Source organism: Devosia sp. XGJD_8 (assembly GCF_046614475.1).
Classification (GTDB): domain Bacteria; phylum Pseudomonadota; class Alphaproteobacteria; order Rhizobiales; family Devosiaceae; genus Devosia.
The window spans coordinates 405,198-417,709 of the sequence record NZ_JBKJHF010000001.1; the positions used below are offsets into that span (position 1 = coordinate 405,198).

Here is a 12,512-nt window from a genome sequence, read left to right on the forward strand (position 1 = left end):
CCTCACCCCCTCACAGCGGAATATTATCGTGCTTCTTCTTCGGCATGCTCGACTGCTTGTGCCGCAGTGTCGCAAACGCCCGGATCACCCGCCGTCTTGTGCCATGCGGCATGATCACGTCGTCGATGAAGCCGCGTTCGGCGGCGACGAAGGGGTTGGCGAAGCGGGCTTCGTATTCTGCGGTGCGCTGGGCGATCTTGGCCTTGTCGCCCAGTTCCGAGCGATAGAGGATTTCCGTGGCGCCCTTGGCGCCCATCACGGCGATTTCGGCTGAGGGCCAGGCGTAGTTGACGTCGGCCTTGATGTGCTTGGATGCCATCACGTCATAGGCCCCGCCATAGGCCTTGCGGGTGATGACGGTGACAAGCGGCACGGTGGCTTCGGCATAGGCGAAGAGGAGCTTGGCGCCATGCTTGATGATGCCGCCATATTCCTGCGCCACGCCGGGCAGGAAGCCGGGCACGTCGACAAAGGTCAGGATGGGAATTTCGAAGCTGTCGCAGAAGCGGATGAAGCGGGCGGCCTTCTTGCTTGCATTGATGTCGAGGCAGCCAGCCAGCACCAGCGGCTGGTTGGCGACGACGCCGACGCTCTCGCCATCAAGCCGGATGAAGCCGCACAGGATATTGCCGGCATGGTCCTTCTGGATTTCGAGGAAGTCGCCCTCGTCGGCCACCTTCTCGATCACCTCGCGCATGTCATAGGGCTTGTTGGCGCTGTCGGGGATGATGGTGTCGAGACTCATGTCGCGGCGATCGACCGGATCATGAGTTGGCTGGCGCGGCGGCTTCTGCCCGGCAGCGAGCGGCAGGTAGGCAAAGAGGCGCCGCACTTCGAGCAGGGTTTCAATGTCGTTTTCGAAGGCCGCATCGGCGACCGAGGAGATCTTCGTGTGTGTCGAGGCGCCGCCCAGTTCTTCCTGGGTAACGGTTTCGTTGGTGACGGTCTTGACCACATCCGGCCCGGTGACGAACATGTAGCTCGTATCCTTGACCATGTAGATGAAGTCGGTCATCGCAGGGGAATAGACCGCACCCCCGGCGCAGGGGCCCATGATGACCGAAATCTGCGGCACGGCCCCGCTGGCCTGCACATTGCGCCAGAACACGTCGGCATAGCCGCCGAGCGAGGCGACGCCTTCCTGGATGCGGGCGCCGCCCGAGTCGTTGAGCCCGATCACCGGCGCGCCATTCTGCAGCGCCAGGTCCATGATCTTGCAGATCTTCTTGGCATGGGTTTCGCTGAGCGAGCCGCCGAAGACGGTAAAATCCTGGCTGAACACATAGACCAGGCGCCCCTCGATCGTGCCCCAGCCGGTGACCACGCCATCACCCGGGATGATGGTTTCGGCCATGTCGAAATCCGTCGCCCGATGGGTGACGAACATGTCGTATTCCTCGAACGAGCCGGGATCGAGCAGCACGTCGAGCCGCTCGCGCGCCGTCAGCTTGCCCTTGCCATGTTGCGTATCGATCCGCCGCTGCCCGCCGCCCAGCCGCGCCTGGGCGCGCTTGTCTTCGAGTGCGGCGATGATCTCTTGCATGGGCGGTCTCCCGGACTGTGGCCCGCACCTTACGCCGATGTGGCGCCGGGCCCAAGACAGCAAAGCGCGGAGCTGTTACAATCACACAAGATCGATCTTGTGATGTTGTGGAGTTGTGAAGATGGCGGCGCGCAAGGTCTTTGCCGGGGCCCGGTTGCGGGCGCTGCGAACCCAGCACAAGCTGACCCAGGGCGAGCTGGCGGCGCGGCTCGATATCTCGGCCTCCTATATCAACCAGCTCGAATCCAACCAGCGCCCGCTGACCGCCTCGGTGATGCTGGCCCTGGCCGATGGCTTCAACCTCGACCTGTCCGAGCTGATGACCGATGCCAGCGACCGGCTGGTCGCCGACCTGCGCGAGGCACTGGCCGACCCGGTCTTTGGCGAAAGCGCCCCCAACCTGCAGGAACTCAAGACCGTCGCCTCCAATGCGCCGGATATGGCGCGGGCCATGCTGCGGCTCTATGAGAGCTATCGCAAATCCAACGAGCGGCTGGCCAGCGTCGACGCCGCGCTGACGCGGGACCCGCAATCGGGCCTGCAGACGGCCTACGAGGAGGTGCGGGACTTCTTCCACTATGCCGACAACTATATCGACCCGCTCGACCGGGCTGCCGAGGCATTGGCAAGCGAGCTGGGCGAATTCGGCCCCGACCGGCTGCGGCGGCTGATTGTCTATTGTGCCGAGACCCACAATATCCGCGTCGTGCTGACCCCGCCGGCCACGGGCGACGCCATGGTGCAGTTCGATCGCGCCAATCGCGACCTCTGGGTCAATAGCCGGCTGGAGCAGTCGACCCAGTTCTTCCAGATCGCCGCCATGCTGGGCGGGCTCGAACAGGCGACCTTGCTCAACCAGCTGCTCGACGCCGCCAGCTTCAAGACCGAGGAGGCGCGCGCCATTGCCCGCATGGGGCTGACCAACTATTTCGCCGGCGCCCTGCACATGCCCTATGGCGCCTTTCTCAAGGCGGCCGAGGCTTATCGCTACGACATTGAGGAACTGGCCCATGTCTTTGGCGCCAGTCTCGAGCAGATCGCCCACCGCCTCTCGACCATGCAGCGACCGCGCGAGCGGGGCGTGCCATTCTTCTTTGCCCGGGTGGATGCGGCGGGGACCATTACCAAGCGCCATTCGGCGACGGCGCTGCAATTTGCCCGCTTCGGCGGCGCCTGCCCGCTATGGAACGTGCATCGCGCCTTCGAGGCGCGGGGGGAGATCATCCGGCAACTGGCCGAGACGCCAGATGGCAACCGCTATCTGTGCCTCGCCTGGTCGTCCGAGAAGCGCTCGGGCGGCTATCACGGCACGACGCGCCGCTATGCCTATGCGCTGGGCTGCGAGATGAGCCATGCCAGCCGCACCGTCTATGGCGCCGATGTCGACCTGGCGCGGGCACAGTTCGATCCGATCGGGATTTCCTGCCGCATCTGTGAGCGACGCAATTGCCCGCAGCGCTCGGTGCCCCCGCTCGCCGCCAGCATCAGCGTGCCCACGGACCGCCGGAGTATCGTGCCTTACGAGATCGGCTAGGCCGGCTCGAAGCTGCCGGGACCGGCCGTGACCTCGACCAGCCCCGAGGCATAGCGCCGGGCATTGCGCACATAGCGCTCGGCCGAGGCCGTGAGGGCCTGGACGCCGGCATCGTCGATCTGGCGGATCACCTTGCCGGGGGCCCCGACGACCATGGAATTGTCGGGGATGACCTTGTTTTCGGTGATCAGGGCATTGGCACCGATCAGGCAGTTCTTCCCGATCACGGCGCCGTTGAGCACGGTGGCACCCATGCCGATCAGCGTATTGTCGCCAATGGTGCAGCCATGGACGATTGCCGCGTGACCGATAGTGCAGTTTTCCCCGATCACCAGCGGGTGCTGGCTGTCGGTATGCAGCACGCAATTGTCCTGCACATTGCTGCGCGCCCCGATGCTGATGCGCTCGATATCGCCGCGGGCGACCACGCCGAACCAGATGCCGACATCGGCGCCGACGACGATATCGCCGGTCAGCACCGCGTCCGGCGCGATCCAGCCGACATCCGGACTGATCTGCGGTGCGACGCCGTCGAGGCTATAGATGGGCATGGGTGTTCTCCTCAGGGCTTGATGCCATAGGCATCGCGCATCTCGGCAATGTCCGCCAGCGTACTTTCGAACAAGCGCCAGTCATCGGCTTCGGCGATGGGCGCCCAGATGGCTTCCATGTCTTCGATCAGCATGGTGCGCGGCGTGGCGCGGGCGAAATAGGCATGGCCGAGATTGACGTCGTCGGCCGGGCCATAGTGCTCGAGGCCGGCGGCGACGGGGCGGAAGGCCTCGGTGGCGTAGAGGCTGGCCGAGGGGCTGCGCGCTGCCCGCTCGGCGCTGAGCGCACCGCCGCGCCAGTCGAAGAAGAACTGCTCATAGGGCGCCTTGCTGGCCGAGAGGAAGCCGAACAGATCGGTGACGAAGGCGCCATCGGTCTCGGTATCGCGCGGCTTGAGCCCGAGCCGGCGCAGCATCTGCCGGGGCAGCTCGGCGCGGAAGATGGGCCACACGGTGTTGAGGGCCGGCTCCAGGGCCTCGATGCTGGAGAGGGGCAAGAGGCTTTCCGCCAGGCGCGTGAGGTTCCAGGCCAGGGTGTCGGGCTGGCGGCCGAAGCTGTAGAGGCCGGTCTCGTCGAAATAGGCGGCGGTGAAATCGGGGTCGTAGGCGGGCAGGAATCGCCAGGGGCCGTAGTCGAAGCTCTCGCCGGTGATGTTGATATTGTCCGTATTGAGCACCCCGTGCACGAAGCCGGCGGCGATCCATTGCGCGCCGAGTTTCGCCACCTTGCCCACCACCGCTTCGAGGAAGGCGGCAGGCTTGTCGGCCGCGTCGGCCAGTTCTGGATAGTATTGGGCGACAGCGTAGTCGAGCAGTGTGGCGAGGCTTTCCGCATCCTCGAGATAGGCGAGGCGCTGGAAGGTGCCGATGCGGATATGGCTGTGATTGAGCCGGACCAGCACCGCCGAACGGGTCGGGGAGGGCTCGTCGCCGCGATAGAGCGCTTCGCCGGTTTCGACCAGCGAGAAGCTCTTGGAGGTGTAGACTCCCAGCGCCTCCAGCATTTCGGTGGCCAGCACCTCGCGCACCCCGCCCTTGAGGGTGAGCCGGCCATCGCCGCCGCGCGACCAGGGCGTCTTGCCCGAGCCCTTGGTGCCGAAATCGAGCAGCCGCCCATCGACCAGGTCGTGCCCCTGGGCGAAGAGGAAGCCGCGACCATCGCCCAGATCGGCATTGTAGCTGCGGAACTGATGGCCGTGATAACGCAGCGCCAGCGGCTGCGGCAACGAACCGGGCAGGGGCTCGAAGCGGCCGAAATGGGCGAGCCACTGCGCTTGGGTGAGATCGCCCAGGCCCATGCGCTGCGCCCAGCGCTGGTCGCGGTGGCGCAGGATGGTCTGGGGAAAATCGGCGGGTGCGACGCGATCGAAGAAGGCGTCGCCCAGCGACAGGTGATTCTGGGCGGGTCTGAACTGGGACATCTCGGCGCAACGCTAGCACAGCGCCCGCGTTGCGCCAGCACGCGAGAAAACGGATGCGTTGCGCCAGCACGTCACAAAACTGCCGCGCTGCAACCCAGCCCTTCGCCCGCCTGCCTAGCAAGCGCGAACAAATCGCCCTATATCGAGCGGGATGAAACCCCAGAGCGATATCCTGCGCCTCGCGCCCTTCCAGGCCGTCATCTTCGATATGGACGGCACGCTGCTCGATACCGAGAGCGTGTTCCGGACCATCGTCTTCGAGGTCTGTACCGATCTCGGCTTCGAGATGACCGATGCCGTGCATATGTCCATGGTGGGCGGCAGCCACGAGCGCACCAATCAGCTGCTGATCGAGGCCTATGGCGTCAGCTTCCCCTATTCGCTGTTTGACGAGCGCTGCCGGGTGATCATGCGCGAGCGCAGCCATGCCGGCGTGCCGGTCAAGCCCGGCGCCCGCGAACTGGTCACCGAGCTGCGCGAGCGCAATATCCCTACCGCCGTCGCCACCTCGTCGCGCAATCCCCATGCCCAGTACCATCTGGGTGCGGCCGGTCTGCTCGACCTGTTCGAGACCATCGTGACGCGCGACGATGTGGTCAATCCCAAGCCGCATCCGGAACCCTATCTGACGGCGGCGCGACGCCTGGGTGTCGACCCGCTGCATTGCCTGGCGCTCGAGGACAGCCATGCCGGCGTCCATGCCGCCCATGCGGCCGGCATGCAGACCGTGATGGTGCCCGACCTAGTTCATCCCAGCGAAGAAATCCGTGCCCTGGGCATTGCGGTGATGGAAAGCCTCGACCACGTCCGCCTGGCTGCCTTCGACAAGGACTGACGCCGACCGACGTCGAACTCGGTAGCGTCCATCACCCCACCCTCGGTCCCTCCCAAACAAGGGGAGGGAGGCACCAGGGCAGAGGCCCGTACTCATCGTCTCCGTCCCGCTTGTGGGGAAGGACGAAGGGTGGGGGTAGTTGGCCCCGATCGGGGTTCTTACTCCCGGCATCCCTCTCCCCTGTTTCCGCTCCGCAACATGTCCACTGCAAAACGCACTGGCCCGGCCGGGAATGCGTAAACTTTTACCGACTGCCTCAAGCCCCTTTTCACCACTAGCCAAGTCCTTCTGGTTCCTGGGTTTTCATCCGGCGCCGGCTCGGTTAACCGTACTTTAAGATGCTAACTGCTATGGTTAAGCAGTGGTAAATTTCGACTTCCATCGGCCCGCTTCCTTGGATAGGGTGCCCGCCGGGAAGTGACGGGGGTCTGGCAACAGATCCGAATAGAAGGCTCGCCGGAAACGGCCGGACGGGCTCAGGGGCAAGGACGACGCATTGGGGCAGACCTGGCAGGATATTGCAGCGCGTACGCTCTTGCGTGCTCTTGCCTTGTGCGCGGTTGCGCTCGTGCTGTTCATCACCCTCGCCCCTGCCCATGCCCAGGCCATTCGCACCGCCGATGTGACGCCGCTGCAGGTGCCGGCCGAGCTGGTCGCCGTGCGGGCCCAGCCCGCCATCGGCCCGACCATGACGCCGCTGGCGCCCGGCCAGCAGCCGCTGACCGCCGCCCTGCTCACCAACTATGTCGAACGCCAGAAGGCCCTGCGCGCCGCCAATGTCTTCGGACAGGATCCCGGCGAGCTGACCTCCGACGTGCTGCTGGGCTACATCGCCCGCGGCTCGCTGGGCGGCAACAGCGCCGTCTCGGCCATTGCCAGCTTCACCAGCCCCGCAGCGCGGCCGCAGCCGGCGCTCAATCCCTCGGCGCTCGCCGCCTATGTCGAGACCAGCTACCAGCCGCTCTCCAAGCGCCTCGACCATGCCAATGCGGAACGCGATTGCCTGGCCCAGGCCATCTATCACGAGGCGCGTGGCGAAAGCGCCGCGGGCCAGCTTGCGGTGGCCAATGTCATCGTCAACCGCGCCCGCTCCAGCAAGTTCCCCTCGACCCTGTGCGGCGTCATCTACCAGAATGCCGACAAGGGCCGCTATCGCTGCCAGTTCACCTTCGCCTGCGACGGCCGCGCCGATGCGCCGGGCGAACGCCGCGCCTGGGCGCGCTCTTCCCAGCTGGCGCAGCAGGTCTATGCCGAGTTCGCCCTGGGCGAACAGGTCGGCGCCGTGCCCGGTTCGGCCCTCTACTATCACACGACCGCAGTGCGTCCCTCCTGGTCGAACACCTACAATGCCGTCGCCCAGATCGGCTCGCATATCTTCTACTCGCCCAACTAGGGCTCCCCTCGCATCGTGATACGCCCCCGCCCTTCGAGCGCGGCGCCTTGCCTTCTTGCGGCCACGGCTCGACACCGCCCTGGCCTGACGCCGCGCGGTTGCTAGGATACGAGCGGACCCCGAGGCGGATGCCGCCTCTGGAAATTTAAAAACGAGACGGTAGCCGCCTCGGGGTGCCGGTTTTTGGAACAGTCCCGGTTCTCGCGCAGCATGATCGCTCGCCATGCTGCGGCCAGGTCTCGAACCTGCGCGAGAGGCAAAGCCCGCGCCCGGCTCACCCCGCCACTGTTCGCCTGCAGGCCGCCCATGCGGAGTGATGGGGAGGATTGTGCCACAGGTTCTGGAGAGGGGGATAAGTGGAGGACGATCGCTGCACTCTCAAGCAAATCCGGGGTGAGTGGGGCATGAAGAGGAGTGGTGCCTTAGCCCCTCCCCCTTGATCCATCCCTCAAGGGGAGGGAGTGCGAGGCCTGGGGCGTCGGGGAAGCCCTTCTTTTGCCGCGAAGCACAGACTGAAATGCGCGGGTTGATTCCTTGGAGGACATAGAATGAAGAAATCTGCTTCTGTGGCGCTGGTCGTGGTTGCCGCGCTTTCCCTTGCCGGCTGCACCACGACCCAGCGAACCATGAGCGGCGCGGCCCTGGGCGGCGCGGCCGGCGCCGTTGTTGGCGGAGCGGTCGGTGGCTACGGCGGGGCCGTCGTTGGCGCAGCGGCCGGTGGCGCCGGCGGAGCGCTCCTCGCCAACCAGTAGGATTAGCATTCGACGCAGCGGCACCGGCGCGACGTCGTGCCGGGAGCAGCTTCGTCCATAAAAAGGGGCGCCCGGCAAGGGCGCCCCGTCTCGTCTCGGGAGGAGACTGTTACTCGGCTGCCTGGGCCAGGCGCGGTCCTGGGGCGGCATTGGCGGCGTCGCCGAACTTCTCGAAATTGGCGCGGAACAGGCCGGCCAGATGCAAAGCCTGCCGGTCATAGGCCTGGGCATCGGCCCAGGTGAGGCGCGGAGTCAAAAGCCTGGCTTCGACGCCGGGTACGGCCAGCGGGACTTCGAAGCCGAACAGGTCGTCGGTGCGCATGGCCGCATTGTCGAGGCTGCCATCGAGCGCCGCGGTCAACAGGCGCCGGGTGGAGGCGATGTCGATGCGCTTGCCAGTGCCATAGCCGCCGCCGGTCCAGCCGGTATTGATCAGCCAGGCCGTGGCGCCGCTGCTGGTGAGCTTTTCGGCCAGCATGTCGCCATAGACGGTGGGGTGCAGCGGCATGAAGGGGGCGCCAAAGCAGGCCGAGAAGGTCGCCTGCGGTTCGGTGACACCCCGCTCGGTGCCGGCCACCTTGGCGGTATAGCCCGAGAGGAAATGGTAGACCGCCTGTTCTGGCGTCAGCCGGGCCACGGGCGGCAGCACGCCGAAAGCATCGGCGGTGAGGAACACCACCGTCTTGGGCGTGCCGCCCACGCTGCCCTTGGCAATGGCCGGCAGCACATGGATGGGATAGGCGGCGCGGGTATTTTCGGTCAGCGACACGTCATCGAACACCGGCACCTTGGCGTCGTCGAGCACGACATTTTCCAGCACCGTGGCAAAACGCCTGGTCGCCGCGAAGATTTCCGGCTCCGCCTTGGGATTGAGATTGATGGTCTTGGCGTAGCAGCCGCCCTCGAGGTTGAAGACGCCGTCCGCGCTCCAGCCATGCTCGTCGTCGCCGATCAGCGGGCGGTTGGGGTCATTGGACAGCGTGGTCTTGCCGGTCCCCGAGAGGCCGAAGAACAGCGCGGCTTCGCCATCCTTGCCCAGATTGGCCGAGCAATGCATGGGCAGCACGCCCTGGCGCGGCGCATGGAAATTGAACAGCGAGAACACGCTCTTCTTGATCTCGCCAGCATAGGACGTGCCGGCAATGATCACCACATTGCGGCTCATATCGAGTGCGATCACCGTATCGGTGCGGCTGCCATGGCGGGCCGGATCGGCCCTGAAATGGGGCACATGCACAATGGTGACCGGGGTCGGATTGCTGCCGGTTTCGACCATTTCGCCGGGGCGGATCAGCAGGTTGCGGATGAACAGGGCATGCCAGGCGCTGGGGGTCAGCACGGTGACGCCATATTGGTGGCGTGGATCGGCGCCAGCCAGGAGGTCCTGCCGGAACAGGCCATGCCCGCCCATGGCAGCGATGGCGTCGGCCAGCAGCAGGTCAAACTGGGCCGGGCTCATGGCGCCCGAATTGTCCCACCACACGGTGGTATCGGTCAGTCCGTCGCGCACGATGAACTTGTCCTTGGGCGAGCGGCCGGTAAAGGCGCCGGTGCGCACCGAGACGGCGCCATCGGCGGTCAGCTCGGATTCCTCACCCTGAAGCGAGCGTGCAACCAGCACTGGCGCGATATCGTTGAGCGACACCGAGCCGGCCCGGGCGGCAATCGTGCTCCTCAGCGCTTCGTGGTCGAACAGGGTCATCTCGTCTCGCTCCGTCGCTCGCGGCAAGGTCGCCGCCTGCATGAAGCTGAAAATACGGGGTCAAGGTGTGCTACAACCATCCCGAAATCGGTCGTAAGACTGAAGTTGCATCGCGTCCAAACATCGCACCGGACCGCATGCTGCCCTTGGCCGCGCCTTATTTAATGCGTATTTGTCGCCTGCAAGCATGCATCCGGCCAATAGTGCCGCATGTTTGCAAGCGTCCGAACAAGAAAGGCAGCTCATGCCAAAGATCGCCCTGGTAGATGACGACCGCAATATTCTGACCTCCGTCTCGCTGACGCTGGAGGCTGAGGGATATCAGGTCGCTACCTATACCGACGGTGCCTCGGGCCTCGAGGGCCTGACGACGGATAAGCCGGACCTGGCTATCCTCGACATCAAGATGCCGCGCATGGACGGCATGGAACTGCTGCGCCGCCTGCGCCAGAAATCCGATGTGCCGGTGATCTTCCTCACATCCAAGGACGAGGAAATCGACGAACTGTTCGGGCTCAAGATGGGCGCCGACGACTTCATCACCAAGCCTTTCAGCCAGCGGCTGCTGGTCGAGCGCGTCAAGGCCATCCTGCGCCGCTCCGCGCCGCGCGATCCCTCCACGCCCCCCGGCACCCAGGAAGTGGGCGCCAAGGCACTGATCGAGCGCGGCGCGCTGGTCATGGACGAAGAGCGCCACACCTGCACCTGGAAGGGGCAGCGCGTGACGCTGACCGTCACCGAATTCCTCATCCTCCAGGCGCTGGCCCTGCGCCCGGGCGTGGTCAAGTCGCGCAATGCGCTGATGGACGCCGCCTATGACGACCAGGTCTATGTCGACGACCGCACCATCGACAGCCACATCAAGCGGCTGCGCAAGAAGTTCAAGGCAACTGACGACGACTTCGAAATGATCGAGACGCTGTATGGCGTCGGCTATCGCTTCAAGGAGCAATAGGCACCAAAGTGGCCATCCTCGATCCGGATCTGCATGACAAGCCCGACGCGTCGTCCGAGTGGCGCGCGCCGGGGCCGGACGAGCCTGCGCCCAAGCCGGAGCGGCAGTCCGCTGCCAACCGGTGGCGGCTGGTGCTGGCGCCGGCCTATAAGGTCAGTAGCGCCATTGGCCGCTTTCTCAACTTCACCATCTTTTCCAGCCTCACCCAGCGCATCATCGTGCTCAACCTGGCGGGCCTCCTGGTGCTGGTGGTGGGCATTCTCTATCTCAACCAGTGGCGCGCCGGGCTGATCGACGCCCGCGTGCAGTCGCTGCGCGTGCAGGGCGAGATCATCGCCGCCGCCATCGCCGCCTCGGCCACCGCCGACAGCGACGTGATCTCGGTCAATCCCGACCGGCTGCTGCAATTGCAGGGCGACGGCACGGTGTCCTCGCTCTCCTATTTCGATCCGAGCCTGGAATTCCCCATCAGCCCCGAGCGGGTGGCGCCGCTGCTGCGCAACCTGATCACCCCGACCCGCACCCGCGCCCGCATCTACGACCAGGGCGGGCTGATGATCCTCGACAGCGACAATATCTATGCCCGCGGCGAGGTGATCCGGCAGGTCATCGAGACCAAGGGCAACGACTTCTTCCTGTGGGACTGGTGGAATGCCGTGCTGAGCTGGGTGCCGGGCGACAATTTCCCCAAATACCAGGAATATGGCATCAACGAAGGCAGCCGCTATCCCGAGGTCGCCTCGGCCCTGGCCGGTGCCCCGGCCGATTTCGTGCGCGTCGACGCGCAGAACCAGCTGGTCGTGTCGGTGGCCGTGCCGGTGCAGCGCCTGCGTGCCGTCGTCGGGGCGATCCTGCTGTCGACCGCGCCGGGCGATATCGACTCCATCGTAGCGCAGGAGCGCTGGAGCATCCTGCGCATCGCCATGATCGCCGCGGGCGTGCAGATCGTGCTCTCGCTGCTGATGGCCGGCACCATAGCCGGGCCGATGCGACGGCTCTCCGAGGCTGCCGAGCGGGTGCAGACCGCCGGCAATGCCCGCGCGGAAATCCCCGATTTCACCGACCGGCCCGACGAGATCGGGCATCTCAGCGGGGCGCTGCGCCGCATGACCGATGCGCTCTACAACCGCATCGAGGCCATCGAACGCTTTGCCGCCGACGTGGCCCATGAGCTCAAGAACCCGCTGACCTCGCTGCGCAGCGCCGTGGAAACGCTGCCCCTGGCCAAGCGCGCCGAGGACCGCGAGCGGCTCAACGCCATCATCCAGCATGACGTCAAGCGCCTCGACCGGCTGATCACCGACATTTCCAGCGCCAGCCGGCTCGACGCCGAGCTGGCGCGCGAAGGCTCCGAGCGGGTCGATGTGGAAAAGCTGGCCGAGGCCATGGTCTCGATCCAGAAGGACATGGCGCTGGGGCGCGGCATCACCGTGGTCATGGACAAGCGCGTCGGCAAGGGCGCGGCCGTGATCAACGGGCATGAAAGCCGGCTGGCCCAGGTCTTTGCCAACCTGATCGACAATGCGGTTTCCTTCTCGCCCGAGGGCGGGGTGGTGCGCGTGGCCCTGGTCACCGACCCCGAACAGATCACCGTGACCGTGACCGACGAGGGGCGCGGCATCACTGGCGACTTCGGCAAGATCTTCCAGCGCTTTTACACCGACCGCCCCGATACCGAGAGCTTCGGCGATCATTCGGGGCTGGGCCTGTCGATTTCCAAGCAGATCGTGGAAGCCCACAAGGGCACGATCCGCGCACGCAATCGCGAGGATCGCTCCGGCGCGGTGTTCACGGTTGTGTTGCCCCGCGCCCGCAAATAGACTGGC

Annotated in this window: 10 protein-coding genes; 6 read left to right on the forward strand and 4 right to left on the reverse strand. The window is 65.5% G+C overall.

The window, feature by feature from the left end; genetic code table 11:
• Positions 1–10: 10 nt before the first annotated feature.
• Positions 11–1,543 carry an acyl-CoA carboxylase subunit beta gene (locus tag ACLI1C_RS01975; protein WP_411395176.1) on the reverse strand — a complete coding sequence of 511 codons (1,533 nt, stop codon included), beginning with the start codon at positions 1,541–1,543 and terminating at the stop codon, positions 11–13.
• A 121-nt stretch (positions 1,544–1,664) separates the two neighbouring features.
• Between ACLI1C_RS01975 and ACLI1C_RS01980 the strand changes: the two genes are divergently transcribed.
• Positions 1,665–3,077 carry a helix-turn-helix domain-containing protein gene (locus ACLI1C_RS01980; RefSeq protein ID WP_411395177.1) on the forward strand — a complete coding sequence of 471 codons (1,413 nt, stop codon included), beginning with the start codon at positions 1,665–1,667 and terminating at the stop codon, positions 3,075–3,077.
• Here ACLI1C_RS01980 and ACLI1C_RS01985 read toward each other — a convergent pair.
• Positions 3,074–3,628, reverse strand: coding sequence for a gamma carbonic anhydrase family protein (locus ACLI1C_RS01985; protein ID WP_411395178.1), 555 nt, complete (start codon positions 3,626–3,628; stop codon positions 3,074–3,076). The two genes, ACLI1C_RS01980 and ACLI1C_RS01985, sit on opposite strands and share 4 nt — an antisense overlap.
• A gap of 11 nt (positions 3,629–3,639) precedes the next feature.
• Positions 3,640–5,049 (reverse strand): protein adenylyltransferase SelO, encoded by a 1,410-nt coding sequence (locus tag ACLI1C_RS01990; RefSeq protein ID WP_411395179.1) that lies wholly within the window; start codon positions 5,047–5,049, stop codon positions 3,640–3,642.
• A 151-nt stretch (positions 5,050–5,200) separates the two neighbouring features.
• Here ACLI1C_RS01990 and ACLI1C_RS01995 point away from each other — a divergent pair, with 151 nt between their 5' ends.
• The 3 genes from ACLI1C_RS01995 (at position 5,201) to ACLI1C_RS02005 (ending at position 8,029) form a co-directional block, all read left to right on the forward strand.
• Positions 5,201–5,884 (forward strand): HAD family hydrolase, encoded by a 684-nt coding sequence (locus tag ACLI1C_RS01995; protein WP_411395180.1) that lies wholly within the window; start codon positions 5,201–5,203, stop codon positions 5,882–5,884.
• Between the two features lie 568 nt (positions 5,885–6,452).
• Positions 6,453–7,277 carry a cell wall hydrolase gene (locus ACLI1C_RS02000; RefSeq protein WP_411395181.1) on the forward strand — a complete coding sequence of 275 codons (825 nt, stop codon included), beginning with the start codon at positions 6,453–6,455 and terminating at the stop codon, positions 7,275–7,277.
• Positions 7,278–7,825: 548 nt separating this feature from the next.
• Positions 7,826–8,029 (forward strand): hypothetical protein, encoded by a 204-nt coding sequence (locus ACLI1C_RS02005; RefSeq protein ID WP_411395182.1) that lies wholly within the window; start codon positions 7,826–7,828, stop codon positions 8,027–8,029.
• 109 nt (positions 8,030–8,138) lie between these two features.
• On the opposite strand, the gene pckA is transcribed toward ACLI1C_RS02005, so the two are convergent.
• Positions 8,139–9,731: a phosphoenolpyruvate carboxykinase (ATP) gene (pckA, locus tag ACLI1C_RS02010; protein WP_411395183.1), complete on the reverse strand. Its 1,593-nt coding sequence runs from the start codon at positions 9,729–9,731 to the stop codon at positions 8,139–8,141.
• A gap of 244 nt (positions 9,732–9,975) precedes the next feature.
• On the opposite strand from pckA, the gene ACLI1C_RS02015 reads away from it, so the two are divergent.
• Positions 9,976–10,686 (forward strand): response regulator transcription factor, encoded by a 711-nt coding sequence (locus tag ACLI1C_RS02015; RefSeq protein ID WP_411395184.1) that lies wholly within the window; start codon positions 9,976–9,978, stop codon positions 10,684–10,686.
• 14 nt (positions 10,687–10,700) lie between these two features.
• Entirely contained in the window at positions 10,701–12,506 is a 1,806-nt protein-coding gene (locus ACLI1C_RS02020) for a stimulus-sensing domain-containing protein (protein WP_411398187.1), read from the forward strand.
• Positions 12,507–12,512: the final 6 nt, after the last annotated feature.

Excerpts from the sequence above, each read along its gene's own strand:
- ACLI1C_RS01975 (WP_411395176.1), bottom strand. The coding sequence starts at position 1,543 with ATGCAAGAGATCATCGCCGCACTCGAAGACAAGCGCGCCCAGGCGCGG.
- ACLI1C_RS01980 (WP_411395177.1), top strand. The coding sequence starts at position 1,665 with ATGGCGGCGCGCAAGGTCTTTGCCGGGGCCCGGTTGCGGGCGCTGCGA.
- ACLI1C_RS01985 (WP_411395178.1), bottom strand. The coding sequence starts at position 3,628 with ATGCCCATCTATAGCCTCGACGGCGTCGCACCGCAGATCAGTCCGGAT.
- ACLI1C_RS01990 (WP_411395179.1), bottom strand. The coding sequence starts at position 5,049 with ATGTCCCAGTTCAGACCCGCCCAGAATCACCTGTCGCTGGGCGACGCC.
- ACLI1C_RS01995 (WP_411395180.1), top strand. The coding sequence starts at position 5,201 with ATGAAACCCCAGAGCGATATCCTGCGCCTCGCGCCCTTCCAGGCCGTC.
- ACLI1C_RS02005 (WP_411395182.1), top strand. The coding sequence starts at position 7,826 with ATGAAGAAATCTGCTTCTGTGGCGCTGGTCGTGGTTGCCGCGCTTTCC.
- pckA (WP_411395183.1), bottom strand. The coding sequence starts at position 9,731 with ATGACCCTGTTCGACCACGAAGCGCTGAGGAGCACGATTGCCGCCCGG.
- ACLI1C_RS02015 (WP_411395184.1), top strand. The coding sequence starts at position 9,976 with ATGCCAAAGATCGCCCTGGTAGATGACGACCGCAATATTCTGACCTCC.